This is a genomic window from Prosthecomicrobium pneumaticum, from assembly GCF_014199915.1.
GTDB classification, from domain to species: Bacteria; Pseudomonadota; Alphaproteobacteria; order Rhizobiales; family Kaistiaceae; genus Prosthecomicrobium; species Prosthecomicrobium pneumaticum.
The window spans coordinates 36316-60069 of sequence record NZ_JACHOO010000006.1 but is presented as its reverse complement, the minus strand read 5'-3'; the positions used below and the strand labels follow the sequence as shown (position 1 = coordinate 60069).

The 23754-nt window shown below is 66.7% G+C and carries 30 protein-coding genes; 24 read left to right on the top strand and 6 right to left on the bottom strand.

From position 1 onward, the window contains the following. Positions 1–287: 287 nt before the first annotated feature. A complete protein-coding gene (locus GGQ63_RS14430; RefSeq protein ID WP_088713446.1) occupies positions 288–587 on the top strand; it encodes a DUF736 domain-containing protein in 300 nt (99 codons plus the stop codon). 55 nt (positions 588–642) lie between these two features. On the opposite strand, the gene GGQ63_RS14425 is transcribed toward GGQ63_RS14430, so the two are convergent. Continuing rightward, a complete protein-coding gene (locus tag GGQ63_RS14425) occupies positions 643–972 on the bottom strand; it encodes a hypothetical protein (protein WP_088712612.1) in 330 nt (109 codons plus the stop codon). Between the two features lie 257 nt (positions 973–1229). On the opposite strand from GGQ63_RS14425, the gene GGQ63_RS14420 reads away from it, so the two are divergent. The 23 genes from GGQ63_RS14420 to GGQ63_RS14310 all read left to right on the top strand — a co-directional run bounded on the left by GGQ63_RS14420 (position 1230) and on the right by GGQ63_RS14310 (position 20533). Next, positions 1230–2072, top strand: a complete 843-nt coding sequence (locus GGQ63_RS14420) for a DUF932 domain-containing protein (protein ID WP_088712613.1) — start codon at positions 1230–1232, stop codon at positions 2070–2072. A 521-nt stretch (positions 2073–2593) separates the two neighbouring features. Then, the gene (locus GGQ63_RS14415; protein ID WP_088713447.1) at positions 2594–2866 is read left to right on the top strand and encodes a DNA -binding domain-containing protein; all 273 of its coding nucleotides are present in this window, start codon (positions 2594–2596) and stop codon (positions 2864–2866) included. A gap of 133 nt (positions 2867–2999) precedes the next feature. Next, the gene (locus tag GGQ63_RS14410; RefSeq protein WP_088712614.1) at positions 3000–3221 is read left to right on the top strand and encodes a transcriptional regulator domain-containing protein; all 222 of its coding nucleotides are present in this window, start codon (positions 3000–3002) and stop codon (positions 3219–3221) included. Next, the gene (locus GGQ63_RS22235; RefSeq protein ID WP_210308524.1) at positions 3160–3783 is read left to right on the top strand and encodes a DUF2285 domain-containing protein; all 624 of its coding nucleotides are present in this window, start codon (positions 3160–3162) and stop codon (positions 3781–3783) included. Before GGQ63_RS14410 ends, GGQ63_RS22235 begins: the two co-directional genes overlap by 62 nt. A gap of 128 nt (positions 3784–3911) precedes the next feature. Beyond that, on the top strand, positions 3912–4178 hold the full coding sequence (locus tag GGQ63_RS14400) for a helix-turn-helix transcriptional regulator (RefSeq protein ID WP_015459426.1): 267 nt from the start codon (positions 3912–3914) through the stop codon (positions 4176–4178). Further along, a complete protein-coding gene (locus tag GGQ63_RS14395) occupies positions 4175–4681 on the top strand; it encodes a DUF2840 domain-containing protein (protein WP_088712615.1) in 507 nt (168 codons plus the stop codon). The genes GGQ63_RS14400 and GGQ63_RS14395 overlap by 4 nt, the downstream gene beginning before the upstream one ends. Next, entirely contained in the window at positions 4678–5223 is a 546-nt protein-coding gene (locus GGQ63_RS14390; RefSeq protein ID WP_088712616.1) for a S26 family signal peptidase, read from the top strand. The genes GGQ63_RS14395 and GGQ63_RS14390 overlap by 4 nt, the downstream gene beginning before the upstream one ends. 35 nt (positions 5224–5258) lie before the next feature. Beyond that, positions 5259–5594, top strand: a complete 336-nt coding sequence (locus GGQ63_RS14385) for a DUF736 domain-containing protein (protein WP_088712617.1) — start codon at positions 5259–5261, stop codon at positions 5592–5594. Between the two features lie 187 nt (positions 5595–5781). Then, positions 5782–6510 (top strand): lytic transglycosylase domain-containing protein, encoded by a 729-nt coding sequence (locus tag GGQ63_RS14380; RefSeq protein ID WP_246429797.1) that lies wholly within the window; start codon positions 5782–5784, stop codon positions 6508–6510. A 238-nt stretch (positions 6511–6748) separates the two neighbouring features. Further along, the gene (locus GGQ63_RS14375; RefSeq protein WP_054725789.1) at positions 6749–8506 is read left to right on the top strand and encodes a relaxase/mobilization nuclease domain-containing protein; all 1758 of its coding nucleotides are present in this window, start codon (positions 6749–6751) and stop codon (positions 8504–8506) included. A 13-nt stretch (positions 8507–8519) separates the two neighbouring features. Then, entirely contained in the window at positions 8520–10493 is a 1974-nt protein-coding gene (locus GGQ63_RS14370; RefSeq protein ID WP_054725794.1) for a conjugal transfer protein TraG, read from the top strand. Between the two features lie 9 nt (positions 10494–10502). After that, a complete protein-coding gene (locus GGQ63_RS14365) occupies positions 10503–10931 on the top strand; it encodes a ribbon-helix-helix domain-containing protein (RefSeq protein ID WP_054725797.1) in 429 nt (142 codons plus the stop codon). Positions 10932–11151: 220 nt separating this feature from the next. Continuing rightward, positions 11152–12090, top strand: a complete 939-nt coding sequence (gene trbB, locus GGQ63_RS14360; protein ID WP_246429810.1) for a P-type conjugative transfer ATPase TrbB — start codon at positions 11152–11154, stop codon at positions 12088–12090. A gap of 32 nt (positions 12091–12122) precedes the next feature. Next, entirely contained in the window at positions 12123–12419 is a 297-nt protein-coding gene (locus GGQ63_RS14355) for a TrbC/VirB2 family type IV secretion system protein (RefSeq protein WP_224199687.1), read from the top strand. Further along, positions 12419–12691, top strand: a complete 273-nt coding sequence (locus GGQ63_RS14350) for a VirB3 family type IV secretion system protein (protein WP_054725812.1) — start codon at positions 12419–12421, stop codon at positions 12689–12691. Before GGQ63_RS14355 ends, GGQ63_RS14350 begins: the two co-directional genes overlap by 1 nt. Beyond that, the gene (gene trbE, locus GGQ63_RS14345; RefSeq protein WP_054725815.1) at positions 12688–15123 is read left to right on the top strand and encodes a conjugal transfer protein TrbE; all 2436 of its coding nucleotides are present in this window, start codon (positions 12688–12690) and stop codon (positions 15121–15123) included. The genes GGQ63_RS14350 and trbE overlap by 4 nt, the downstream gene beginning before the upstream one ends. Continuing rightward, positions 15120–15836: a P-type conjugative transfer protein TrbJ gene (gene trbJ, locus GGQ63_RS14340; RefSeq protein WP_054725818.1), complete on the top strand. Its 717-nt coding sequence runs from the start codon at positions 15120–15122 to the stop codon at positions 15834–15836. Before trbE ends, trbJ begins: the two co-directional genes overlap by 4 nt. Before the next feature lie 4 nt (positions 15837–15840). After that, entirely contained in the window at positions 15841–16092 is a 252-nt protein-coding gene (gene trbK-alt, locus GGQ63_RS14335; RefSeq protein ID WP_054725821.1) for a putative entry exclusion protein TrbK-alt, read from the top strand. Continuing rightward, on the top strand, positions 16089–17393 hold the full coding sequence (gene trbL, locus GGQ63_RS14330) for a P-type conjugative transfer protein TrbL (protein WP_088712619.1): 1305 nt from the start codon (positions 16089–16091) through the stop codon (positions 17391–17393). Before trbK-alt ends, trbL begins: the two co-directional genes overlap by 4 nt. 5 nt (positions 17394–17398) lie before the next feature. Further along, positions 17399–18082 (top strand): conjugal transfer protein TrbF, encoded by a 684-nt coding sequence (trbF, locus tag GGQ63_RS14325; RefSeq protein ID WP_054725827.1) that lies wholly within the window; start codon positions 17399–17401, stop codon positions 18080–18082. After that, positions 18079–19095, top strand: a complete 1017-nt coding sequence (trbG, locus tag GGQ63_RS14320; protein WP_054725830.1) for a P-type conjugative transfer protein TrbG — start codon at positions 18079–18081, stop codon at positions 19093–19095. Before trbF ends, trbG begins: the two co-directional genes overlap by 4 nt. Continuing rightward, positions 19092–20315, top strand: coding sequence for a TraB/TrbI/VirB10 family type IV secretion system protein (locus GGQ63_RS14315; protein ID WP_088712620.1), 1224 nt, complete (start codon positions 19092–19094; stop codon positions 20313–20315). The genes trbG and GGQ63_RS14315 overlap by 4 nt, the downstream gene beginning before the upstream one ends. Next, positions 20312–20533, top strand: coding sequence for a DUF2274 domain-containing protein (locus GGQ63_RS14310; RefSeq protein WP_054725836.1), 222 nt, complete (start codon positions 20312–20314; stop codon positions 20531–20533). Before GGQ63_RS14315 ends, GGQ63_RS14310 begins: the two co-directional genes overlap by 4 nt. Before the next feature lie 15 nt (positions 20534–20548). Here GGQ63_RS14310 and GGQ63_RS14305 read toward each other — a convergent pair whose 3' ends face one another. The 5 genes from GGQ63_RS14305 to GGQ63_RS14290 form a co-directional block, all read right to left on the bottom strand. Beyond that, on the bottom strand, positions 20549–20860 hold the full coding sequence (locus GGQ63_RS14305) for a hypothetical protein (RefSeq protein WP_425502079.1): 312 nt from the start codon (positions 20858–20860) through the stop codon (positions 20549–20551). A 29-nt stretch (positions 20861–20889) separates the two neighbouring features. After that, entirely contained in the window at positions 20890–21813 is a 924-nt protein-coding gene (locus GGQ63_RS14300) for a LysR family transcriptional regulator (RefSeq protein ID WP_158514424.1), read from the bottom strand. A 98-nt stretch (positions 21814–21911) separates the two neighbouring features. Beyond that, positions 21912–22253 (bottom strand): Rap1a/Tai family immunity protein, encoded by a 342-nt coding sequence (locus GGQ63_RS22420; protein ID WP_224199557.1) that lies wholly within the window; start codon positions 22251–22253, stop codon positions 21912–21914. 72 nt (positions 22254–22325) lie between these two features. Next, a complete protein-coding gene (locus tag GGQ63_RS14295) occupies positions 22326–22673 on the bottom strand; it encodes a hypothetical protein (protein ID WP_054725844.1) in 348 nt (115 codons plus the stop codon). A gap of 74 nt (positions 22674–22747) precedes the next feature. Beyond that, a complete protein-coding gene (locus tag GGQ63_RS14290; protein WP_054725847.1) occupies positions 22748–23629 on the bottom strand; it encodes a DUF1259 domain-containing protein in 882 nt (293 codons plus the stop codon). Positions 23630–23754: the final 125 nt, after the last annotated feature.

The window sequence follows — 23754 nt, the reverse complement described above, 5'->3', positions numbered from 1 at the left end:
ATGGCGCCGTCGATGCCATGTTCCGCCCCGATATTTGCCGACCACCCCGCACAGCCTCGTAATGGCCTGATCTGATCGGAGGACGCCTCCGTCTCGATCGTCTTGGCGCAACGGCGTCGCACGGCTTTTTTCCGCCGCCTCCGGCTTTGCATCGCGATCCAAAAAAGCCGCCCGCCGCCGTCCTGCACTTCGTTCCGGCCGCCCACGGTGCGCAGCCGCTCGCCACCGATCCGTCGATCGCCATCGAGGCCGCGATGGGCGTGGCTCGAGCAAATGGAGATTACGACATGGCTACGATCGGCACCTTCACCGCCAATGACAAGGGCGAGTTCAACGGCGTCATCAAGACGCTCACCCTCAACACCAAGGCCGTCTTCCGCCCGATTGAGAGGAATGGCGACAAGTCTCCCGACTTCCGCGTCACCGTCGGCAACCTCGACATTGGGGCCGCCTGGAAGAAGACCAGCCGCGAGGATCGCGCCTACTTCTCGGTCAAGCTCGACGATCCGACCTTCCCGGCACCGATCTACGCCACCCTCTCAGAGACCGATACCGCCGGCGAGTACGCGCTGATCTGGTCTCGCTGATCCGCCGCAGCGCCCCGCTCCACGGAGCGGGGCGCCTCTTGTCGGGAAAAGTTGGCTAGCCGGGCAGCGAATCGAACAGCGGAAGCGGCATCGGTGCGCGCTCCGGCAGCGCGCCGGCATCGTAGGGCGCAATCGCCACCCATTCGACAGCCCAGTCCAGCGTCAGCTTGCCGGGGCCGATGCGCGAGAAACCGGCACCGTCCACCACGACTCGGAAATCGAAGCGATCCTCCTCGGCTTCGAGGCGACCTTCGATCAGCGAACCGTCGCTTGCCGCCAGCAGGAAACGCTCCTCAACCGCGTCATAGGGCACGCGTAGCGTCTTGGTGATGTCGCCCGCGACCGCGATGCGCCGGCCGGGCTGTCCCGTGATCGTGATGCTCATACCGACTCCTTGCCGCCGGTTTGGATCAAAACAGGAACAAATGGCAAGGGCTGTTTGCTGGCGCCGCAGAGCGGCGCGGTGCTTGGGGCTCTGCCCCCGGCGCACTGCAAGCGGCTTCCGCCCAGCTTCCCTCGCTTCGCTCAGTGCAGCCGGTTCCCCGCGAAGCCGCCTTCCGTTTGCACCCCCGGTCTCGCCGACGGGCAGGGTTTCAGCGCGGCGCTCCGCTGCGCGGAAACCCAAGCTCAAGGAGTTCAGCCATGTATCATCAACTTGCCACGCGGTTTGGCCGGAACGCCCATCAGATCAGCGGTCGGGAGCCGCTCGACAACGAGGCGCTTTATCGGCACGTCCCGTCCATCTTCGCCCGTGAGGCGCACGACAGCCGTTCGGAGCGGTATGTTTATGTGCCCACTATCGACATTGTGGAGGGACTGCGCCGTGAAGGATGGTTCCCCTTCTTCGCTGTCCAGTCGGTGCCGCGTGATGGAAGCCGCCACGGCCACGCCAAGCATATGCTGCGCCTGCGCCGGGACGAGGGCATCGGCAAGGCCGAGGCCGCCGAAGTCATCATCGTGAACAGCCATGACGGGACCAGCGCCTATCAGATGTTCGCCGGGATGCTGCGGTTCGTTTGCACCAACAGCATGATCGCGGGCGAGCGGTTCGAGGAGGTCCGCGTTCCGCACAAGGGCAACATCGAGCACGACATTATCGAGGGCGTCTATGCCGTCGCCGAGGACTTCCCCCGGCTGATCGACGCCAGCGAGTCGATGAAGTCCATCCAGCTTTCCGAGGACGAGCGGCGGTTGCTCGGCGAGGTTAGCCTTGTCGCTCGCTACGGAGAGGATGAAAGCCCGCTGCGGCCCGAGCAGATCATCGAGCCGCGCCGGCGCGAGGATGTGGACCGCAGCTTGTGGACCACATTCAATGTCATTCAGGAGAATGTCATTCGGGGCGGATTGCAGGGCCGCAAGCGCAACGCCGAGGGCCGTATCCGCCGCGCACAGACTCGCGCGATCAACGGCATCGACCAGAATGTGACGCTGAACCGCGCGCTCTGGACGCTCGCCGAGGGAATGCAGCGCCTCAAGGCAGCCTAAGGTTCGCCGCCGCAGGGTCGAAGTTCCGGCCCTGCGGCTTCCGCGATTTCGCGCCGATCCGCTTCACCGGATCGGCGGCAGGCGCGCGCCCCATAGGTCCGCGCGACTGCAATGGCGCGCTCGCCGGGCTGGCGCCCGGCTCGCGCTGGGTAGTGGTAAAATCCCTGCCGCTGTCCTAAAAGGACAGCGGGCCGCTACGCGGCGGCCTGGGGTTGGTAGCCCCACGTTTAGCGGTTTGGTGTCGGCCGAAACGACGCCGCGAATCCTTGACCATGCGGTCGGGGAGCCTGCGACGTATGTCCAGGCGCTCCGGTGCTAAAGGTCGTAGGGCCGACTAAACGCGGTTTACCACTCCCCGATCACGGGTTCAGGAGCTGTTTGCGGGGGCGCACCGCAAACCAGCAGCTCCGTGAGTGATTGTCGAGCAATGCGGATTGCGCACCTAGTTATGCTGAGCAAGCGCATCGAAAATGCTTCGCCGAGGGTCTATTGGTTAACGCGGGCCAAGACGTGAGGGCATGATGGGCAACAACCATTTTCATGACCGAGCGCCTGATTCGCCGCAACTCACCGAGTACGACGAAGGCCATTTGACCGCTTATCTTCGCCTGCTCGATGCTGACGCAGAAGGGACCGACTGGCGGGAGATTGCCGCCGCTATTTTCGGCATCGACGTGGGCGCGGAACCCCATCGCGCCAAGGCGATGCACGAGAGTCATCTTGCCCGCGCGCGGTGGATGACAGAGATTGGATATGCGCATCTGCTCGGCTGCAACCGGCCGCTAAATCGTTAAGATTGAACCCCAAATTGGAAGTATTCGCGCCGCCTTCGCCGCACGGTTGATCGCTATCTTTGCGCTATAATAGCCAGGACAACCGGAAGATGTTGCGCTCCTGACGCGCGCTAAGCGCGGTTGGGAGGATGCAATGCCGACGCCGCCAAGGCGTCGCCAGCGGCGCGCCGACGGACTGTCCGGCGCCCTCGGGCGCGCCGATTTCGCCGCTGAGTTTCTACGCCGAAACCGCACCTATCGCGCCGAACACAAGCAGATGCAGCAGCGCATCGCAAGCGGCGCCGTCGCGCAAAGTGCCGCCGAGATGGCCTTCGCGCGGCGATGGGGGTTGTCCTTTCGCTACGGCGCCGGATGACCTCTCAGAGCCGGTCCCCTGGCGCCCGGAACTGACCGCCGTCACGGTCATCCTCGACGCAGCGCCGGAAGGATTCGACAGCGCTTCGCCGGTCGATCCTCGCGCACTCGGCGGGCTGCTCGCCGACCTAGCCGGCATCGACGGACGCCATGTCATCGTCGCCGACGCGGCGGGTGAGCATCGGCTGTGGCTGCGCGATCCGCAGCCCGGCCGGCCGCTCGCTGCCGTCATCCCGCTCGACAAGGATTTTGTCACCCGCATCGCCAGCTTGCTGCGCTTCCATCGCCGCCTGCTCGGCCGCGCCGCCGGGCCGCTGCCGCGCGGCTGGCCGCTGACCGCCTATCGGCTCGCCCGGCTCGACCTGATGCTCCGCGCGCTCGACCTGCGCGACGGCGGCGCGACCTATCGCGAGATCGCGGTGGCGCTCGGGCGCGACGAGGCGGCGCGGCTGTCCGCGAGCGATTGGAAGATGTCCGCCGCGCGGTCGTTCGTCGTCCGGCTGGTCCGCGACGGCATCGCCATGATGAACGGCGACTACCGCAAGCTGCTCCGCATCCGCTGATCCGCTCCCCGCTGCCACCCCGCGCGGGGGGGGGCACATCCGTGCAGCCGCACATCTTCATACCCCACCCGGCCGCCTCCCTTCTGACAATTACGCCTCCTGCCGCCACCGCCCGCAGGAGCCGTCACTTGTCCGATACGCCCACCAACCTGCCGCCCCGCTTTCTGCGCACGCCGGAAGCCGCGCGCTTTCTCGGCCTCTCCGGCCGCACCCTTGAGAAGCACCGCTATTTTGGGACCGGGCCGGCCTACCGCCGCATCGGCGGCCGGGTGGTTTATTCGGTCGATGACCTGCGCGCCTGGGCCGACATCGGCATCAAGCATTCGACCTCCGATCCGGGACAGGACGACCTCATGCCGCGCGCGGACTCGGCCATCGCCCGGAGCCGGCGATGACCGTCCCCCTGTCCCCGATGCGTCATCGCCAGCCGTCCGACGACGGTATGACTCGCGTCGAGTTGACCTGGATCGAGAAGCGGATTGAGCACTGGATCAGGTTCGGGCGCGTCGCCGTTGACGAGATCGTCGACCGCCGCCGCCGCATCGTCCGCTTCCGTCCCGGCGCCATCTTCGCGTTCGTCCGCTGGGCCGCCAACGACTACGGCACGGTCAGCTCGCGCATCGACATCGTGCGCGCGGTCGGCGTGGGCGAGCCGTTCACGACGCTGCCGTTCGTGCGGCCCGGCGGCGACATCCTGCTCAAGATCGAGGGCTGGCCGAAGGTCAGCCAAGTGCTCGCCGCAATCGACGCGGCCGAGGCCGCGGGCGTCGATCCCTGCGATGCCGCGCCCGATCATTGGCGACACGTCGCCAACCGCATCGCCGCCGGACATCAGCCGCGCCCCTATACGCTGGAGCGTCATCGCGCCTGGCTCAAGCGCCGGGAGATCGAAGGATGACGCGCCGTGGATGGACCATCGCGACGGCTTCCGCCGCGTCGCTGTTCGCCGTGTCGTTCACCGCCGTCGCGGTATTCGACCCGCTGCCGCGCGTCATCTGGAACGCCAGCGCGAGCGCGCCGCTCGGCCTCTACCGCATCGAGCCCGACCGCGATCCCGCTATCGGCGCGCTGGTCGCCGTGACGCCGCCCGCGCCGCTGGCGCGGTGGCTGGCCGAGCGCGGCTATCTCGGCGAGCGCGTGCCGCTGTTGAAGCATGTCGCGGCTAAGGCCGGGCAGCGCGTGTGCCGGATCGGCGCCGTGGTGAGCGTCGATGCACGGCCGGTCGTCGTCGCCTTGGCGCGTGATGGACGAGGCCGGTCGCTGCCTGTCTGGCAGGGCTGCCGCACGCTGCGCGCCGGCGAGCTGCTGATGCTCAATCCCGATCACGCCGACAGCATGGACGGCCGCTATTTCGGGCCGCTGCCGGCCTCGACCGTGCTCGGCCGCGCCATGCCCGTGCTCACCCGCGACACCCCGAACGCGCCGCTCGCGTGGCGCTGAACCCGCTTGTCCCTGCCAACCCTAAGGAGAGTCCCATGCAGATCGGCAGCTTTTTCCGTACCGCCAGCGGCTACGAAGGCATCATCGAGACGGCGACGCTCGACATCCGCATCTCGATCGTCCCGGCCGAGGCGAGCGACGCCGACAAGGCGCCGGACTGGCGCGTTCATCGCGGCGACGGCGGCGAAGGGCCAGAGATCGGCGCGGGCTGGAACGAGACCGGCGAACGCGCCGGGGACTACGTCTCGCTGCGCATCGACGATCCCGCCTTCGCGCAGCCGCTCCGCGCCGCGCTGTTCCAGAACACCGGCGACAAGTCGGCCTGGTCGCTGCGCTGGAACCGCCAGCCGAAGTCGCGCGAGCAGGACTGATCCGGTGCGCTTGTCCATCATCCCTTTGTTCGCGGGAAAGCCGTCTCATCCCTCCGTCCCGCTCGGTCGCAGGCCGGCCGGGGCGCGCAGCGAAGGTCAAGGGCGGCCGCAGGCCGGCGCAGCGCGCGCACCCTTGAGCGTAGCGAGCACGCTGGCAGGCTGGCGGCGGAGTGGAGTCGGATCGGCGTTGGCATTGGCCGTCGCGCTGCTGTCCGGCGGGGCTGCGCCGGTCGCGGCGACGGCGCAGGATTTGCCGGCCGCGCGATCGGCGGCGGTTCATCCCTACGCCGGCCACGTCGCCGATGCCGCGCGGCGGTTCGGCATCCCCGAGGCATGGATATGGGCGGTGATGCGCGTCGAGAGCGGCGGCAACTCGCGCGCCGTCTCGCGCGCGGGTGCGATGGGATTGATGCAGATCATGCCCGCGACCTGGACCGATCTTCGCGCGCGATATGGCCTCGGCGCTGACCCGTTCGACGTGCGCGACAACATCATGGCGGGCGCGGCCTATCTGCGCGCGATGCACGACCGATACGGCAACGCGAGCGCGATGCTGGCGGCCTATAATGCGGGACCGGGCCGCTACGACGACTTCGTGTCGCACGGCCGCCCGCTGCCGCCCGAGACGGTCGGCTACCTCGCCCAGCTCACCGCCGCCATCGGCACGTCGGGCGCTGCGGAGGTGGCGGTTAGCGCGCCGCCCGATCCGTTCGCCTGGCGACGTGCCGCACTGTTCGTCCGCACCGCGAGCGCCGCGTCCGAGGGCGTCTCCGTGCAGTCGGACGATGAAGAACCCGCGCCCGAACTGCCGACCGATGGGGCGACATCCGGCGACGTTAGCGCCGTCGCTCTTCCTGCCAGCGAGCCGGCGGACACGCTGTTCGTCCCCCGCGCCCGCGCGGGCCGACCGCAATGATCCGCGCGTCATCCCCATCATCCGTCCCGAGCAGGAAAGTGGCTGGGGAGGGAGAAAACGGCAGGGACAGACGAGGGCAAGATATAAGCCGCACCCCGTTTCGCCGAAAAGCCAAGGCTTTTCCGTGGCTTCATGCGGGGGCGTCGGTCGGCGCGCGTGCCGCGCGGAAGGGAAAAGCAAGCAAAATCAACGTCTCGAATGGCACCACGGGCCATTTACGGCCGAAAGCGGCCCGGCCGTGAGCGAGGACAGTGAGTTCCGCGTTCGGCCGGGCAAGGCCAAGCGCAGCAAGGCGCAGGGCCGCAATGCGCGCGGCCTGGTGGCCGAGGTGCTGCGCGTGGCCGCGATCCACAGCGGAGGCCGGCGCACCGGGGGCGGCTCGCGCCGAGGTCGCCAATCCAGTTTCGGGCGGGGACGAACAGCATTTGCCCGCAGCCGGTTATTCGGATCGGGCCGTCGAGTGATGGTGAAGGCGCTACCCGTGAACCATCGCAGTCGCGGGGGCCGACGCATGGCGCCGCTGTCCGCGCACGTCGCCTATTTGAAGCGCGAAGGCGTCACCCGTGACCGTTCCCCGACGCGCATGTTCGACGCGGCCGGAGACAATGCCGACGATCGCGCATTCACCGAGCGGTGCAAGGATGACCGGCATCATTTCCGCATCATCGTCTCGCCGGAGGATGCGGCCGAGCTGACCGACCTACGCGAATACACCCGCGATCTCGTGCGGCAGATGGAAACGGATTTGGGGACGCGGCTCGATTGGGTCGCGGTCGATCATTGGAACACCGACAACCCGCACGTTCATATGCTCGTGCGCGGTGTCACCGACACCGGCACCGATCTCGTCATGGCGCGGGACTATATCAGCCACAACCTGCGCTCCCACGCCGAGGAGCTGGCGCAGGCCGAACTTGGGCCGAAGCCTGAGCATGAAGTGCAGCGCGCGCTCGACCGAGAAGTGACGGCCGAGCGCTGGACGCGGCTCGATACCGAGATCGGCCGCGCGGCCGACGAACTGGGGGTCATCGACCTGCGCCCCGAGCGGCCCGGTCCGGCCGATCCGCGCCTCCGCCGGTTAATGGTCGGCCGCTTGCAGCATCTGGAGACGATGGGGCTCGCCGCTGAGGGTGAGCCCGGACAGTGGGCGGTTGCCGAAGGCGCGCAAGGCAAGCTGCGCGAGCTGGCCGCGCGCGGCGACATTATCCGCACCATCGGACAGGCTCTGAAAGATCACGGGCAGGACCGGCCGCTGGAAAGCTACGCGGTTGTGAGCGGCGCGCCGGAAAAGCCAATCGTCGGCCGGCTGATCGACAAGGGGTTGCACGACGAGCTGTATGGCGCGGCCTATGCCGTGATCGACGGCACGGACGGCCGCACCCATCATGTGCGGCTGCCCGGAATTGAAGCGCTGGAGCAAAGCCCGACGCTCGGCGGGATCGTCGAGCTGCGCGCTATAGGCAAGCCGGGCGAGCCGAAGCCCACCCTGATCCTCGCCACGCGATCGGACCTCGACCTCGCCGCGCAGGTGAAGGCGCCCGGCGCGACCTGGCTTGACCATCGGCTGATCGAGCGCGGCACGGGTGTCGCGGATGGCGGGTTCGGTGCGGAGGTGTGCCGTGCGATGGACGCGCGCACCGATCATCTTGTCCGCGAGGGGCTGGCGCGCCGCTATGGCCAACGCGCGGTGTTCGAGCGCGGCTTGCTCGACACGCTGCGCAAGCGCGAGCTGGACGCCGTTGGCGCGAAGATCGCGGGCGAAACGGGCCTTGCGTATCGCCCGACCACCTCCGGCGAGAAGATTGCCGGCGTAGTCCGCCAGCGCCTCGCACTCGCCTCCGGTCGCTTCGCCATGATCGACGACGGGCTCGGCTTCCGTCTCGTGCCCTGGGCCAGCGCGCTCGAACAGCAGCTCGGTCGCCAAGTGTCCGGTGTCGTTCGCGCTGGTGGCGGCATCGACCTAGCGCTCGGCCGCAAGCGCGGCCTCGGCCTCTGACAAGGAAACAGCCATGTCCGCGACGAAAATCCTGTGGGGCCAGATCATCGCTGTCTTTCTGATCGTGCTCGCAGGTGTGTGGGGCGCGACGCAATGGACCGCCGCGGCCTTGGCCTATCAACCCGAGCTGGGGCCGCCCTGGTTCATCGTCGGCGGCTGGCGTGTCTATCCGCCGCCGGCCTTCTTTTGGTGGTGGTTCTCGTTCGACGCATACGCGCCAGCCATCTTCAAGACCGGCGCATTCATCGCCGCGTCGGGCGGGTTCGTGTCAATCGCCGTCGCCATTGGAATGTCTGTGTGGCGTGCGCGCGAGTTGAAGAACGCCGAGACCTACGGCTCGGCACGCTGGGCGACAACGCGCGAGGTTCGGGCGGCCGGGCTGCTGGGCGCGAACGGCGTCGTGCTCGGCAGACTCGACCGGGACTATCTGCGCCACGATGGCCCCGAGCATGTGCTGTGCTTCGCTCCGACGCGGAGCGGCAAGGGCGTCGGGTTGGTTGTGCCGTCGCTACTCACCTGGCCGGCCTCCGCGATCGTCCACGACATAAAAGGCGAGAACTGGTCGCTGACCTCGGGCTTCCGCGCGCGACACGGCCGCGTGCTGCTGTTCGATCCGACCAATGCCGCATCGGCTGCCTACAACCCGTTGCTGGAAGTGCGGCGCGGCCAATGGGAGGTGCGCGATGTGCAGAATGTGGCGGACGTGCTGGTCGATCCCGAAGGCAGCCTGGAGCGCCGGAACCATTGGGAAAAAACGTCGCACTCGCTGCTGGTCGGCGCGATCCTTCACGTCCTCTATGCCGAGCCGGACAAGACGTTGGCCGGCGTCGCGTCGTACCTCTCCGATCCATCTCGCACGATCGAGCAGACGCTGGCCGCGATGATGGCGACGCCGCACCTTGGCGAAGCCGGCGTTCATCCCGTCGTCGCCAGCGCGGCGCGAGAGCTGCTGAACAAGTCGGATAACGAGCGGTCGGGCGTGCTCAGCACGGCCATGTCGTTCCTCGGTCTCTACCGCGATCCTGTTGTGGCGCAGGTCACGCGGGCCTGCCAGTGGCGCATATCGGATCTGGTGGGGGGCGAACGGCCGGCGACGCTCTATCTGGTCGTGCCGCCCAGCGACATATCGCGCACCAAGCCACTCATCCGCCTCATCCTCAACCAGATCGGGCGCCGTTTGACCGAGGAGCTGACCCCGAAGGGCAACCGCCACCGCGTGCTCCTGATGCTCGACGAGTTTCCCGCCTTAGGCCGGCTCGACTTCTTCGAGTCTGCCTTGGCGTTCATGGCCGGCTACGGGCTCAAGGCGTTCCTGATCGCGCAGAGCCTCAATCAGATCGAGAAGGCTTACGGCCCGAACAACGCGATCCTCGACAACTGCCACGTCCGCGTGAGCTTCGCCACCAACGATGAGCGGACCGCCAAGCGCGTCTCGGACGCGCTCGGCACCGCGACCGAGATGCGGGCGATGAAGAACTATGCGGGTCACAGGCTTTCGCCCTGGCTCGGGCATCTGATGGTGTCGCGGTCAGAGACCGCTCGCCAGCTCCTCACGCCGGGCGAGGTGATGCAGCTGCCGCCCGATGACGAGATCGTCATGGTGGCGGGCGTCCATCCGATCCGGGCGAAGAAGGCCCGCTACTACCGCGACGCACGGTTCGCCGAACGTATCATGTCCGCGCCCACCCCTGACGCCGCCCAGGTCCGGCGCGATGACTGGACGGGCCGCGCCGTCATCGCCGATCCCGCCGCCGTGGCGCAGATCGTCCGTTCGGCGGAGGACGCGGCGAACGGCGGATTGCGCCGCGAACCCGAACTGCCGGAGCATGTCGCCATCGCGCCCGAGACCTCGCCACCGCCCGCGCAGGAGTTTGCGATCATGGACGACGAACCCGACGACGCCGCGCGGCAGGCGGCGGTGCGGCGCCGGATGCAGGGGCTCGCGCGGCAAGCGTCGCTCGACCCCGGCGATGGTATCGAGCTGTAGGCGGCGATCATGCGCGTCCGGCTCAATGTCTATTTTCCGCCAGCGCTCGCCAAGCAGGTTGACGAGCTGGCGATCCGCCGCCGCATCTCTCGCTCGGCAATCGTGGAGGCGGCGGTCGCCTCCTACCTCTCGCCGGACGGCGCCGACCGGATGGAGGCGGCGTTCGCTCGACGGCTCGATCGCTTGTCGCGTCAGGTCCAGCGGCTTGAGCGCGACACCGGACTCACGATTGAGGCACTGACGTTGTTTGTGCGGTTCTGGCTGACGGTGACGCCGCCATTGCCCGACGAGGATCAAGCGGCCGCGCAGGTGAAGGGACGCAAGCGCTACGAGGGTTTCGTCGAGACGCTCGGCCGGCGCTTCGCCAGCGGCAAGAGCTTGAGGGACGAGATACCGGAAGATGTCTGGCCGCGCTCCACTTCGACTGAGTCGGACTGAATAGACACGCCAACCACCGCGTAGTCGAAAAGCAATTCCGCCGCCGACCACGTATCTGCCGCCCCCTCTACTACGCCAGCAAGTAGCTGTTGCGGCAGAAGTATTTATGCGTCTCTTGCTGTGCCCCGACAGCCGGGCGGCGGTTCGCCCGGCCCTTCGCAGGGCCAGTTCCTTGACCGTTCATCCGATCCGATCCGAGGCCAAGACGCGCGGCGCGCGGATGCTGCGCACCGCGCTCGGGCCGTCGATCTCGGCATGGCTGGACGACCCGACCGTGATCGAGGTGATGCTAAACCCGGACGGGAGGTTGTGGCTCGATCGGCTCGGCGAAGGCGTTAGCGATACCGGCGAGACGCTGACCGCCGCCGATGGCGAACGCATCGTGCGCCTGGTCGCTCATCATGTCGGCGTCGAGGTTCATGCGCGCAGTCCCCGCGTGTCGGCAGAACTGCCCGAGGGCGGCGAACGATTCGAGGGCTTGCTGCCGCCTGTCGTAGCGGCTCCCGCCTTCGCTATCCGCAAGCCCGCCGTCGCGGTGTTCACGCTTGACGACTACGCCACCGCCGGGATCATGTCGGCCGACGCGGCGACGGCGCTGCGCGAAGGCGTATCGGCTCGCGCCAACATTCTCGTCGCCGGCGGCACCGGCAGCGGCAAGACCACGCTGGTCAACGCGCTCTTGGCCGAAGTCGCCAAGACGACCGACCGCATCGTTCTGATCGAAGACACGCGCGAGCTGCAATGCGCTGCGCCCAACCTCGTCGCCATGCGGACGAAGGACGGCGTGGTGTCGCTGTCCGAGCTGGTCCGTTCGTCGTTACGGCTTAGGCCGGATCGCATCCCGATCGGAGAGGTGCGCGGCGCCGAGGCGCTCGACCTCATCAAAGCCTGGGGCACCGGCCATCCGGGCGGCATCGGAACCATTCACGCCGGCACCGCACTTGGCGCGCTCCGCCGCATGGAGCAACTCGTTCAAGAGGCGGTCGTGACAGTCCCTCGCGCGCTGATCGCCGAGACCATCGACCTGATCGCCGTGCTGGTCCGTGACGCGCACGGCCGGCGTCTCGCCGAGCTGGCCCGCGTCGAAGGACTCGACGCCGCGACCGGCGACTACCGCCTTACCCTGCTTCCCAAACCCCAGCCCGGAGACCTGCCATGATCCATGCCATTCGGCATGGCGCGCGTCGCGCCATGCTCGCCACCACCGCCAGCGTCGTCGCGCTGACCTTTGCCGTTCCGGCCCACGCGGGCGGATCGTCGATGCCGTGGGAAGCGCCGCTGCAAAGCATCCTCGAAAGCATCGAGGGGCCGGTGGCGAAAATCGTCGCGGTCATCATCATCATCGTGACCGGCCTGACGCTGGCTTTCGGCGATACTTCCGGCGGCTTCCGCCGGCTGATCCAGATCGTGTTCGGTCTCAGCATCGCCTTTGCCGCGTCGAGCTTCTTCCTGTCGTTCTTCTCGTTCGGCGGCGGGGCGCTCGTCTGATGCAGGACGCAGCCGAACCGATCGCGGGCTTCTATGCCCCCGTCCACCGGGCGCTGACCGAGCCGATTTTGCTCGGCGGCGCGCCGCGGTCGCTCGCCATCGTCAACGGGACGCTGGCCGGCGCGATCGGGCTCGGCCTGCGTCTCTGGATCGCCGGCCTGGTCATCTGGGCGATCGGCCACGCGCTTTCCGTATGGGTTGCACGACGCGATCCGCAGTTCGTGGACGTGGCCCGGCGCCATCTCCGCTTCCCGACATGGATGCAGCCATGATGAGCTTGCGCGAATATCGCAGCAAGGCCGCGTACCTTGCGGACTTCCTGCCTTGGGCCGCGTTGGTCGGCGAAGGTGTCGTGCTCAACAAGGACGGTTCGTTCCAGCGCACCGCACGCTTCCGCGGCCCTGATCTCGACAGTGCGACGCCGGCCGAGCTGGTCGCCACCACGGCACGCTTGAACAGTTCACTCCGGCGCCTGGGCTCCGGTTGGGCGATCTTCGTGGAGGCGCAGCGCAGTCCCGCGCTCGATTACCCCGAGTCCGAGTTTCCCGATCCCGTTTCTGCGCTGGTCGATATGGAGCGCCGCGAACAGTTCCGTGAGGAAGGCGCGCATTTCGAGAGCGCCTATTTCCTGACGTTGCTGTGGATGCCGCCGGCCGAGGACGCCGCGCGGGCCGAAGGCTGGCTTTACGAGGGCCGGTCCACCACCGGCGTCGATCCGTGGGAGCTGCTCAAAGGCTTCACCGATCGTAGCGACCGCGTGCTCAATTTGGTCGAGGGTTTCGTGCCCGAGGTCCGCTGGCTCGATGACGGCGAGACGCTGACCTACCTCCACTCGACGATCTCGACGCGGCGACAGCGTGTGCGCGTGCCGGAAACCCCGATGCACCTCGACGCGCTGCTCGCCGATGAGCCGTTGACCGGCGGGCTGGAACCTTGCCTGGGCGACCATCATCTCCGCATCCTCACCATTACCGGCTTTCCCAGCTCGACGTTTCCGGGGCTGCTCGACGAGCTGAACCGACTGGCGTTCGGCTATCGCTGGTCCACCCGCGCGATCATGCTCGACAAGACCGACGCGACGAAGCTGCTTACCCGCATCCGTCGCCAGTGGTTCGCCAAGCGCAAATCCGTCGCCGCCATCTTGAAGGAGGTGATGACCAACGAGGCGAGCACGCTGCTCGACAGCGACGCCTCGAACAAGGCCGCCGACGCCGACACCGCCTTGCAGGAGCTGGGCGCCGACTATGCCGGCATGGCCTATGTCACCGCCACGGTGACGGTGTGGGACCGCGATCCCGCCATCGCGGCCGAGAAGCTGAGGCTCGTCGAGAAGGTTATTCAGGGCCGCGATTTCACCGTCATTCCCGAGGGCATGAACGCGATCGAGGCGTGGCTGGGCAGCCTTCCCGGCCACACCTACGCCAATGTTCGCCAGCCCCCGATTTCCACCATCAATCTCGCCCACCTGATCCCCCTGTCAGCAGTATGGGCGGGGCCGGAACGGGACGAGCATTTCGGTGCAGCCCCCTTGCTCTACGCAAGAACCGAAGGCTCGACCCCGTTCCGGTTTTCCCTTCACGTCGGCGATGTCGGCCACACGCTGATTGTCGGCCCGACCGGCGCCGGCAAATCGGTCCTGCTCGCGCTGATGGCGATGCAGTTCCGCCGTTACGAGAACAGCCAGGTCTTTGCCTTCGACTTCGGCGGCAGCATCCGCGCCGCCTCGATCGGCATGGGCGGCGACTGGCAGGATCTCGGCGGAATGCTTGCCGACGAAACCGGCGACGGGGTGCAGCTCCAACCGCTCGCCCGCATCGACGATCCGGCCGAGCGAGCGTGGGCGGCGGAATGGCTGGCGGCGATCCTCGCGTCCGAAGGCGTCGCGGTCGATCCGCAGGCTAAGGAGCATATCTGGTCGGCGCTCAACTCCCTGGCGTCGGCGCCGGTTAGCGAACGCACGCTGACCGGCCTTGCCGTGCTGTTGCAGAACCAGCAGCTCAAACAGGCGCTCGCCTCGTATTGCATCGGCGGGCCGTGGGGCCGGCTTCTCGACGCCGAGGACGAGCGCTTGGGCGAAGCCGCCGTGCAGGCGTTCGAGACCGAAGGACTGGTCGGCGCCGGCTCCGCCGCCGCCGTTTTGTCCTACCTGTTCCACCGGATCGGCGGGCGGCTGGACGGCTCGCCCACACTCATCATCATCGACGAGGGCTGGCTGGTTCTCGACAGCCCGGACTTCGCAGCGCAGCTCCGCGAGTGGCTGAAGACCCTTCGCAAGAAGAACGCCAGCGTCGTCTTTGCCACGCAGAGCCTTGCGGACATCGAAACGTCGAGCATCGCCCCGGCCATCATCGAAAGCTGCCCGACGCGCATCTTCCTGCCGAACGAGCGCGCCGCCGAGCCGCAGATCGCCGCCATCTACGAGCGGTTCGGGCTTAACGCCCGCCAGATCGAAATCCTCAGCCGGGCGATACCCAAGCGCGACTATTATTGCCAGTCGCGGCGCGGCAACCGGCTGTTCGAGCTGGGGCTGGGCGAGGTCGCGCTGGCCTTCGCCGCCGCGTCGGCCAAGGCCGATCAGCTCCGCATCGCCGACATCATCGAGACTCACGGCCAAACCGCATTCGCGGCCGAATGGCTGCGCCATCGCGGCTGCGCCTGGGCGATCGAGCTTCTTCCCCCCCGCCAGCAGGAGTTACCGCTATGACCCGACTTCCCCTGCGCCGCGCCATTCTGGCCGGCGTCCTCGCCACCGCGACCATCGCGCCGATCGCGGCGCCCGTGCCGGCCTACGCGCAGTTCGGCGGGATCGTCTATGACCCGACCAACTATGCGCAGAACGTGCTGACCGCCGCGCGCACGCTGGAGCAGATCAACAATCAGATTCGCCAGATACAGAATCAGGCGACTTCGTTGCTCAACGAGGCCCGCAATCTGGCGAGCCTCCCGCAATCCTCGCTCGCCGAGTTGCAGGGCCAGGTGCGCCAGACCCAGCAGTTGCTCGGCCAGGCGCAGCGCATCGCCTATGACTTGGGCCAGATCGACCAGGCTTTCACCAGCCGATACACAGCCGGCGCCATGTCGGTCCCGCAACGGCAGCTCGTCGCAAATGCGCGCGAGCGGTGGGAGACCAGCGTAGGCGCGTTTCAGGACGCGCTCCGCGTTCAGGCCGGCGTCGTTGGAAATATCGACGGCTCGCGCGCGACGATGAACCGCCTCGTGTCGGCGAGCCAATCATCTCAAGGCGCGCTCCAAGCGGCTCAGGCCGGCAACCAGCTTCTCGCGCTGCAATCGCAGCAGCTCGCCGACATCGCGGCGTTGCTGGCCGCTCAAGGCCGAGCGCAATCGCTGGAGGCGGCGCGAAATGCAGCCGCCGAAGCCGAGGGGCGCGAGCGCCTCCGCCGCTTCCTCGGCAACTGAGCCGATGTCGGCAGCCGTCAAGATCGCCGGCGTCGCCACGCTGGCAGGGCTCATGATGACGGTGGCGGTGATCGCCGCCGTCACCGAGCCGCGCGTGCCGGAGGCGGCCAACGCCGTGGCGGCACGCGCCGAGCGCGATCCCTTAGCGGCGGAACTCGCGCGTTGCCGCGCGCTCACCATGCCGGATTCCGGCTGCGAGGCGGCATGGGCGGCGCATCAACGCCGGTTCTTCGGCAGGGAAGGCAATCAGCGGTGAACGACACCGGCATCATCGACAACTTCCTACAGGTTTTCACGACCTACATCGACAGCGGGTTCGGACTGCTCGGCGGCGAGATCGCGTTCCTTTCGACCACGCTGATCGCCATCGACCTGACGATTGCCGGTCTGTTCTGGGCATGGGGCGCCGACGAGGACGTGCTTCAGCGCCTCATCAAAAAGACGCTCTACATCGGCGTCTTTGCCTTCATCATCGGCAATTTCTCGACACTGGCGACGATCGTGTTCCAGTCTTTCGCCGGGCTGGGCTTGAAGGCGACGGGCGATGCCATGAGCATCGCCGACTTCATGCGCCCCGGCTTCATCGCCGCGACCGGCTTGGATGCGGGTGAGCCGCTGGTCGTTGCTGCGGGCGAGCTGGTCGGTCCAATCTCATTCTTCACCAACTTCGTTCAGATCGTCGTGTTGCTGCTCGCTTGGGCGCTTGTCGTCATCGCCTTCTTCATCCTGGCGATCCAGATTTTCGTGACGCTGATCGAGTTCAAGCTGGTGACGCTCGCCGGCTTCGTGCTGTTGCCGTTCGCCTTCTTCAGCAAGACCGCCTTCATGGCCGAGAAGGTGTTGGGCCATGTCGTCTCCACCGGCATCAAAGTTCTCGTGCTCGCCGTCATCACCGGCATCGGCACGACGTTGTTCAGTCAATTCACCGCCGCCGCTGGCCCAGAGCCCACGCTGGAGCAAGCGATGTCGATCGCGCTCGGCGCGCTGTCGCTGCTTGGCTTGGCGATCTTCGGCCCCGGCGTAGCGAACGGCATCGTCTCAGGCGGGCCGGCCCTCGGCGCGGGCGCAGCCGCCGGGACCGCGCTGGCCGCAAGCGGCGCGCTGGTTGGCGGTGCAGCCGCCGCACGCCTCGGCGCCGGCGCGGCTGCAAGCGCGATCGGCGGCGCGGCACGAGGGAGCGCCTTTGCTTCCGGCGCCGCCAGCAGCGCCTATGCGCTCGGCTCGGCAGGCAAGACCGGCGCAGCCGCCGTCGCGGGTGGCGCGGCCGGTGTCGGCCAAGCGGCGGCGGGTGCGGCGATTTCCCCGCTACGGAAAGCCGCCGCGTCCCTGAAAGACAGCTATCGCGCCGGCGGTCGCGCAGCAGTCACCGCGACGCGAGGCACGATTTCAGGAGGTGCTTCGCCATCGGCACCAGCCTCCGACGACAGGCCCGCTTGGGCATCGGCCATGAAGCGCCGCCAGACCATGACCCACGGCGCGACGATCGCCGCCCACACCCTACGTTCCGGCGACGGCGGGGGAAGCGGCTCGTCCGTCGATCTCCATCAGAAGGACTAGCTGCCATGTTCCGACGACCGACCATCCGCTACGGCCAGACCCCCGAACCGACCACGCCCTATCAGCGCGCCGCCCAAGCCTGGGACGACAGGATCGGTTCGGCGCGCGTGCAGGCGAAGAACTGGCGTCTCGCATTTTTCGGCACGCTCGCCCTTTCGGGCGGCCTGGCTGGCGGCCTCGTCTGGCAATCGGCCCGTGGCCATATCGTCCCTTGGGTGGTGCAGGTCGATCGGCTCGGCGAGGCGCAGGCGGTCGCGCCGGCCGAGGCCGGCTATCGCCCGACCGATCCGCAGATCGCGTTCCATCTCGCCCGCTTCATCGAGCAAGTCAGGAGCGTGCCGGCCGATCCGGTCATCGTTCGTCAGAACTGGCTTCGCGCCTATGACTTCACCACCGATCGGGGCGCGGTCGCGCTCAACGATTACGCTCGCGCCAACGACCCGTTCGCCAACGTCGGGCGGGTGCAGGTGGCGGTGGACGTATCAAGCGTCATCCGCGCGTCACCGGACAGCTTCCGCGTCGCCTGGACGGAGCGACGCTATCAGGACGGCAGCCTCGCCGCCACCGAACGCTGGTCGGCGATCCTCACCATCGTCGTGCAGCCGCCTCGCACGCCGGACGCACTCCGCAAGAATCCGCTCGGTGTGTTCGTCAATGCCCTCAACTGGTCAAAGGAGCTGTCGCAATGATCGGCATTCCCTTCCGGCGCGCCGTCACCGCCGCGCTGCTCGTTTCCGCCTCCGCGCTCGCCGGCTGTGCCACTACTTCCGCTCGGCCGCCCGCTATCGCATATGACGATCCACCGCGCGAAGTCGCCGCGACGCCGGCCGCCGAGCCGCCGCGCCCGGTGGAGATCGTTACGATTCCTGAACCGTTGCCGCTTCCCGGTCAGCTCAAGCCATTGCCGGATGCCCCTCGCGTGTCAGAGCCTGCCGATCCCCGTAGGCGCGTCGGCGATGCAAACGCCGCCGCGCGGGTGCAGCCGGCCCGTGACGGCTTCCTCAACGCCATCCAGCAATATCCCTGGACGGACGGCGCGCTCTATCAGATCTATACCGCGCCCGGCCAAGTGACGGACATCGCCTTACAGGAGGGCGAGCAGCTCGTTGGGCCGGGGCCGGTAGCAGCCGGCGACACCGTGCGCTGGATCATCGGCGATACTATCAGCGGCGGCGGGCCGGCAGCGCGAGTGCATATCCTCGTCAAACCGACGAGGCCGGACCTCGCCACCAACCTCGTCATCAACACCGATCGGCGCACCTATCATCTGGAGCTGCGCGCGACACCTGCGACCTACATGGCCTCAGTGTCGTGGACCTACCCGCAAGATCAGCTCATCGCGCTACGCGGCGGCAACATCGCCGCTGCGACGGTCGCGCCGGCCGCGACCGGCGTGGATGTGACTTCGCTCAATTTCCGTTATCGCATCGAGGGCGACCGCGCCCCGTGGCGTCCCATTCGTGCGTTCGACGACTCCCGGCAGGTGTTCATCGAGTTTCCGGCGGGGATCTCGCAGGGCGAGATGCCGCCGCTGTTCGTTACCGGCGCGGCCGGGGACGCCGAGCTAGTCAATTATCGCGTGCAGGGCCGCTACATGGTGGTGGACCGGCTGTTCGCCGCCGCCGAACTGCGCCTGGGCGATCGGCGCAATGAACAGCGCGTCCGCATCGTGCGCGACGACGGACGGGAGCGGCGGCCGTGAACGATCGCACCGACATTCCCTCCGCCGAGCCGGCCGCGCCGCAGCCCCTTCCCGCCGATCCAAAGCCATTCCAGCTTCGACGCGATCCGCCCCGCGTCATGCGTCTGTCCCGCAAGGCGCTGACAGTCATAGGCGTGGCCGCCGGCCTCGGTATCGGCGGCTCGCTGATCTACGCGCTCAAACCGGCTGGTGAACGGCAGGCGGAAGAACTCTACAACACCGAGAGCCGCGCCACGGCCGAGACCATCACCTCGGGACCGAGGGACTATGCTCAAGCGCCGCGCCTTGGGCCACCACTTCCCGGCGACCTCGGCGGCCCGATCGTGTCCGCCCAGCAGCGCGGCGAGAACGTGCCCGTGCCGCCGATCGGCACGCAGCCGGCCCAACCCGATCCGCGCGCGCAGGCCGAGGAGGCTGCGCGCCAGCGCGCCCAGCAGGAACGTGACGCTGCCCGAATGAGTGGCGTATTCCTCGGCGGCAACGCGGGCAACGCCGGAACGGCGCCGGCCCCGTCGCTGATCTTGCCCGACCAAGCCGCGCAGCTAACGCAGCAGGCGAGCGCAGCGCAGGGCGATCAAGCTGGCCGGCGCGCTTTCATGGCGCAAGCCTCGAACCAGCGAACGGTGAGCGCGGAGCGGCTGATCGCACCCCCGTCGCCCAACATCGTGCAGGCCGGAAGCATCATCCCGGCCGCGCTCATCACCGGGATCAGGTCCGATCTTCCCGGCCAGATAACGGCGCAGGTTACGCAGAACGTCTATGACAGCCCGACAGGCCGCATCTTGCTCATCCCGCAAGGTGCCCGGCTGATCGGCGAATACGACAGCGAGATCACCGCCGGGCAGACCCGTGTTCTCCTCGCCTGGGACCGGCTCATCATGCCGGACGGGCGCTCGATCGTTCTCGAGCGCCAGCCAGGCGCGGACGGCGCTGGGTTCGCCGGCCTACAGGATCGCGTGAATCAGCATTGGGGCAATCTGCTCAGGGCGGCGGCCGTCTCGACTCTGCTCGGCGTCGGCGCCGAGTTGGGCGCGGACAGCGAGGATGACTTGACCCGCGCGTTACGGCGCGGCTCGCAGGACACGATCAATCAGACCGGCCAGCAGATCGTTCGGCGGCAGCTCAACGTGCAGCCGACCCTTACCATCCGGCCGGGCCATCCGCTGCGCGTGGTCATCACCCGCGACCTAGTGCTCGAACCTTTGGGAGCGTCACGATGACGAAATTGAAGCTGGGGCCATTGGTGGACGATCGGCCTGTCAAACTGACGGTGGAGCTACCCGCCGGGGTCCACCGCGATCTTGTAGCCTACGCCGCCGCGCTCGCGGCGGAGACCGGCCAGCAACCTATGCCGCCTGAAAAGCTGGTGGCGCCTATGCTTGCGCGCTTCATGGACACCGACCGCGGCTTTCGTCGCCACCGCGCGCAAGGCAGTTAAGGGGTTCCCGGCTTCTCAGTTGCCGGTGAAACGCTTGAAGCGATCGCGGCTATCGGCCTCGATAACTGCCTGCTCGGCGTTGGCGCATTCATCACCGCGCACCGAACCGTCTCGACACGCTGCTACGATCTGCCGAGCCTCGTCGATATTGGCCGCAAAATACTGCGTCCCGCGCGCTGCGGTCGGCTGCGGCGCGGCCGGGGCCGGACTGACGGCGACGGCTGTTTGGCTAAGGGGGGCGATGACCGGCCGCAAGACAAAGCCGCCTGCGAAGCCGATGACCAAAGTGACAAGCACGATGATGATGGTCCTGCCTTGCGACATCAAAAATTTACTCCACCGACTGGCCGCCTAATTTACTGGAATCTTGGCGAGAAATCAAAAGAGAGCGCATAGCGGGCCTTGATAAATCCAAGAAAGCGCCGCAACGCTGGATTGCGATTGTCGTCTCGCCAGCAACCCGAGTATCCGGTCAGTGCCGGTCCTTGTTCGCCATGAATCGGCCGATAGACGACACTAGGATAGGTCGCTCCGGTCGATCCCTCGCAGACAATGGTAACACCCGAGTTGACGCCGAGGATGCTCAGCACGGTCTCACGGCTCGCCCGCGACATTCGGATGTCAGGCTTACCGCCCGAGATTGGAAGTCTGCCAAGCAACATGTCGCGGATTTCAGGGCCGGGATCGGCCGCGGGCAGAAGGAAGTGCTCGCCCCGAAGATCCGTCCAGTGAATTATGTCCCGTCTAGCCAACGGATGCGAGGCGGGCAACGCGGCTAGCATCCGCTCGCTCCATAGCGGCTCGCAGCGAAATCCGTTGTGGCTGGGCGTCCCCATCAGGATCGCTACGTCGATTTCGCCCGTGTCGAGCCCAGCGAGCAGAACGCTGCGATCAGCCTCGACGCATTCCAGTTCGACGTCAGGATGCGCCTCGCGCCAGCTAATGAGGGTCGCCCGGAGATTGCCGGCGGAGACCGAGCTATTGTACCCGAGCAATAGACCGCCAGCGCGGCCCTGGCCGGCTGCGAGCATCATGGTGACTAGCTTATCTGCCGTTGCCACCATTGGTCGCGCGCCACGAATGAACGCGGCTCCGGCCAGCGTCGTTTTGACCCCAGCCCGCGACCGCTCGAAGATAGACATTCCGATCGAGCGCTCCAACTTCGAGATGGAGCGACTGAGGGTCGATTGTTCAATATCAAGTGCCCGGGCGGCTCTGTAAAAACTACCATGGTCCGCCGCGGCGATAGCATAACAAAGCTGGCGGATTTCAAATGGCAAGCAGAACTCCTTACTCCGTTCGGTGATACCAGCTACCTGCCAGAAACAATTCCTATCTGAGCGCCGCTGTGGAGCGATTGGGATGATGCAACTTCTTCCTATCGTCGCGGCGCGCAAGGCCAAGCTTCAGCCAATGCTTGTTCGGCGCCAGCAACCATGTGAACGTCCATGAAGTAGCTGTTGTCTTCTGCCCAGCGCAGATAGGCTGAACGCAATCTATTCCGATCGTAACGCGGCGCCCCACACTCGCTACCCCGCGCCACTATCATCATGTCCAGCACGCCTTGAAGGTATGCGCCGCACGCTGGGTTGTTGGCGCGACAGCTTGCAACGAGTTCAGAGCCGTTTGTGTGAATCGGTTGTTCTTGCGCATAACTCGAAGCAGCGAGCACGACGGATGATACACACGCTCCGATGCAATAACCGACAGTCCTAAACATATTTGATCCTCGGATGGTGTTTTCAAAGAATGGGCCTTACCCCCATTCAGGCCCATTCAGACGACTGAGAGTTCAGTCGCCATCCTCATCGCTGTCGTTTTCATTCCCGAGGATTTGGCCTGTCGGCGTAACGAACAGCTCCACGTTCTTGCCAGCCTGATCCTTGCCTTCGATCTCGTAGAGCGTGCTGCCGTCCGCCTTTCTGGTTACCAGCTCGGCTTCGCGGACAGACGCGAGTCGTGTGCGCGCGGCGTTCATCGCGGCCACCGGCACCTGGTCGAGTGCGACTTCCTTCTCGCTATGCTCGCCGATAATGCGGTTCTCGTTCGCCTCATGGTTCTGCTGCGCCGCGAGCGCCACGCCTGCCACCGTCAACACAGCAGCGCTGGCTCCGATGACGAGAGTTCGTTTGCTAGCCATGTTCCGTTCCACTTCCTTCGGGGCCGGGGGATGAACGGGCGGCGGTCGCGGCCCGACTGGCCGTCGTCCGATTCTTAGTTTTTTCGATTGTTCATTGTGTCGAGTGCCGAGCGGAGACCGCGCGCCAGCTTTGCCGCGTCGTCATTGGCCCAGAAGTGCAGGAAGAACAGGCGCGGCTCGTCGTTCAACATATGGTTGTGAAGCGCTGTGACTTCGATGTCGTTCGCTCGAAGCGCTCGAAGGACGCGGTCTACTTCGCTCGCGATGAGGACGAAATCGCCCGTGATCGCCGCCTTGCCGCCGCCGGTGGGCTGAAAATTGATTGCGGTCGCAGTTCCCATTGATTGAGGCGTCACCATGCCGCCATCCATGAGCCGCTCCGCACGGGGAATACTGTATTGCAGAACGCCACCATTGACCCTGCCTTCGGCTCCCATCAGCTCGTCCAGAGCATCGGAGTTTAGATTGAGGCGAGACGGTGCTCCCGCTCCAAGAGACGGTGGAGAGATCGGTGTGCGGCTTGCGGAAATGGCTTGGCGCAGCGCCGCCGCCAGCCTTACCGGATCGCCATGCGCAGCTATGTGCATGTACATGGTGCCGGGCGCGGACCGCAGCAGGTGATTGTGGAGCGCGGTGATGGTGTATCCACCTTGCAAAAGGCGCGTCATCACAGGGTTCACTTCCTCGTGCGTGAGCACAAGATCGCCCATTACCATCACTTCGTCCCCCATAGGCTGAAACGCGGCCCAGGAGCCGAGCGCCAGCGAAGGCTCTATCGATACGCCATCCAGAACAACGCGCAGGTCGGAGCGAGGAAATCCGTAGCGACGAACTCCGTCCGGCTGCTCGACGCCGGGGCGTCCCAGCGCGGCGTCAACCTTCGCCCAGTCCGGTGCCGCCCAAGCAGGTGCGGCTAGTAGCAGCGTGGCCAACCCCGATAACAGCACCGTCCGCATAGTTTTGCTTCAACTCCTGATGCATAATGAGATCATGGTCGATGCCTCCTCGGGCACGCCAAAGCTGCGACACTCATGCATCGGCGCCGACCGCAAGGCACCTTGTAGATTCACAAGGTCCGCTG

What these genes read in the sequence shown, in the direction of transcription:
- GGQ63_RS14350 (WP_054725812.1), top strand. Translation starts at nt 12,419, where the DNA reads ATGCAGGACGCAGCCGAACCGATCGCGGGCTTCTATGCCCCCGTCCAC.
- GGQ63_RS14395 (WP_088712615.1), top strand. Translation starts at nt 4,175, where the DNA reads ATGACCGTCCCCCTGTCCCCGATGCGTCATCGCCAGCCGTCCGACGAC.
- GGQ63_RS14430 (WP_088713446.1), top strand. Translation starts at nt 288, where the DNA reads ATGGCTACGATCGGCACCTTCACCGCCAATGACAAGGGCGAGTTCAAC.
- GGQ63_RS14370 (WP_054725794.1), top strand. Translation starts at nt 8,520, where the DNA reads ATGTCCGCGACGAAAATCCTGTGGGGCCAGATCATCGCTGTCTTTCTG.
- GGQ63_RS14420 (WP_088712613.1), top strand. Translation starts at nt 1,230, where the DNA reads ATGTATCATCAACTTGCCACGCGGTTTGGCCGGAACGCCCATCAGATC.
- trbJ (WP_054725818.1), top strand. Translation starts at nt 15,120, where the DNA reads ATGACCCGACTTCCCCTGCGCCGCGCCATTCTGGCCGGCGTCCTCGCC.
- trbB (WP_246429810.1), top strand. Translation starts at nt 11,152, where the DNA reads ATGCTGCGCACCGCGCTCGGGCCGTCGATCTCGGCATGGCTGGACGAC.
- GGQ63_RS14425 (WP_088712612.1), bottom strand. Translation starts at nt 972, where the DNA reads ATGAGCATCACGATCACGGGACAGCCCGGCCGGCGCATCGCGGTCGCG.
- trbK-alt (WP_054725821.1), top strand. Translation starts at nt 15,841, where the DNA reads ATGTCGGCAGCCGTCAAGATCGCCGGCGTCGCCACGCTGGCAGGGCTC.
- GGQ63_RS14385 (WP_088712617.1), top strand. Translation starts at nt 5,259, where the DNA reads ATGCAGATCGGCAGCTTTTTCCGTACCGCCAGCGGCTACGAAGGCATC.
- GGQ63_RS14410 (WP_088712614.1), top strand. Translation starts at nt 3,000, where the DNA reads ATGCCGACGCCGCCAAGGCGTCGCCAGCGGCGCGCCGACGGACTGTCC.
- trbE (WP_054725815.1), top strand. Translation starts at nt 12,688, where the DNA reads ATGATGAGCTTGCGCGAATATCGCAGCAAGGCCGCGTACCTTGCGGAC.
- GGQ63_RS14290 (WP_054725847.1), bottom strand. Translation starts at nt 23,629, where the DNA reads ATGCGGACGGTGCTGTTATCGGGGTTGGCCACGCTGCTACTAGCCGCA.
- GGQ63_RS14295 (WP_054725844.1), bottom strand. Translation starts at nt 22,673, where the DNA reads ATGGCTAGCAAACGAACTCTCGTCATCGGAGCCAGCGCTGCTGTGTTG.
- trbF (WP_054725827.1), top strand. Translation starts at nt 17,399, where the DNA reads ATGTTCCGACGACCGACCATCCGCTACGGCCAGACCCCCGAACCGACC.
- GGQ63_RS14390 (WP_088712616.1), top strand. Translation starts at nt 4,678, where the DNA reads ATGACGCGCCGTGGATGGACCATCGCGACGGCTTCCGCCGCGTCGCTG.
- GGQ63_RS14415 (WP_088713447.1), top strand. Translation starts at nt 2,594, where the DNA reads ATGGGCAACAACCATTTTCATGACCGAGCGCCTGATTCGCCGCAACTC.
- GGQ63_RS14355 (WP_224199687.1), top strand. Translation starts at nt 12,123, where the DNA reads ATGCTCGCCACCACCGCCAGCGTCGTCGCGCTGACCTTTGCCGTTCCG.
- GGQ63_RS14365 (WP_054725797.1), top strand. Translation starts at nt 10,503, where the DNA reads ATGCGCGTCCGGCTCAATGTCTATTTTCCGCCAGCGCTCGCCAAGCAG.
- GGQ63_RS14310 (WP_054725836.1), top strand. Translation starts at nt 20,312, where the DNA reads ATGACGAAATTGAAGCTGGGGCCATTGGTGGACGATCGGCCTGTCAAA.
- GGQ63_RS22420 (WP_224199557.1), bottom strand. Translation starts at nt 22,253, where the DNA reads ATGTTTAGGACTGTCGGTTATTGCATCGGAGCGTGTGTATCATCCGTC.
- trbG (WP_054725830.1), top strand. Translation starts at nt 18,079, where the DNA reads ATGATCGGCATTCCCTTCCGGCGCGCCGTCACCGCCGCGCTGCTCGTT.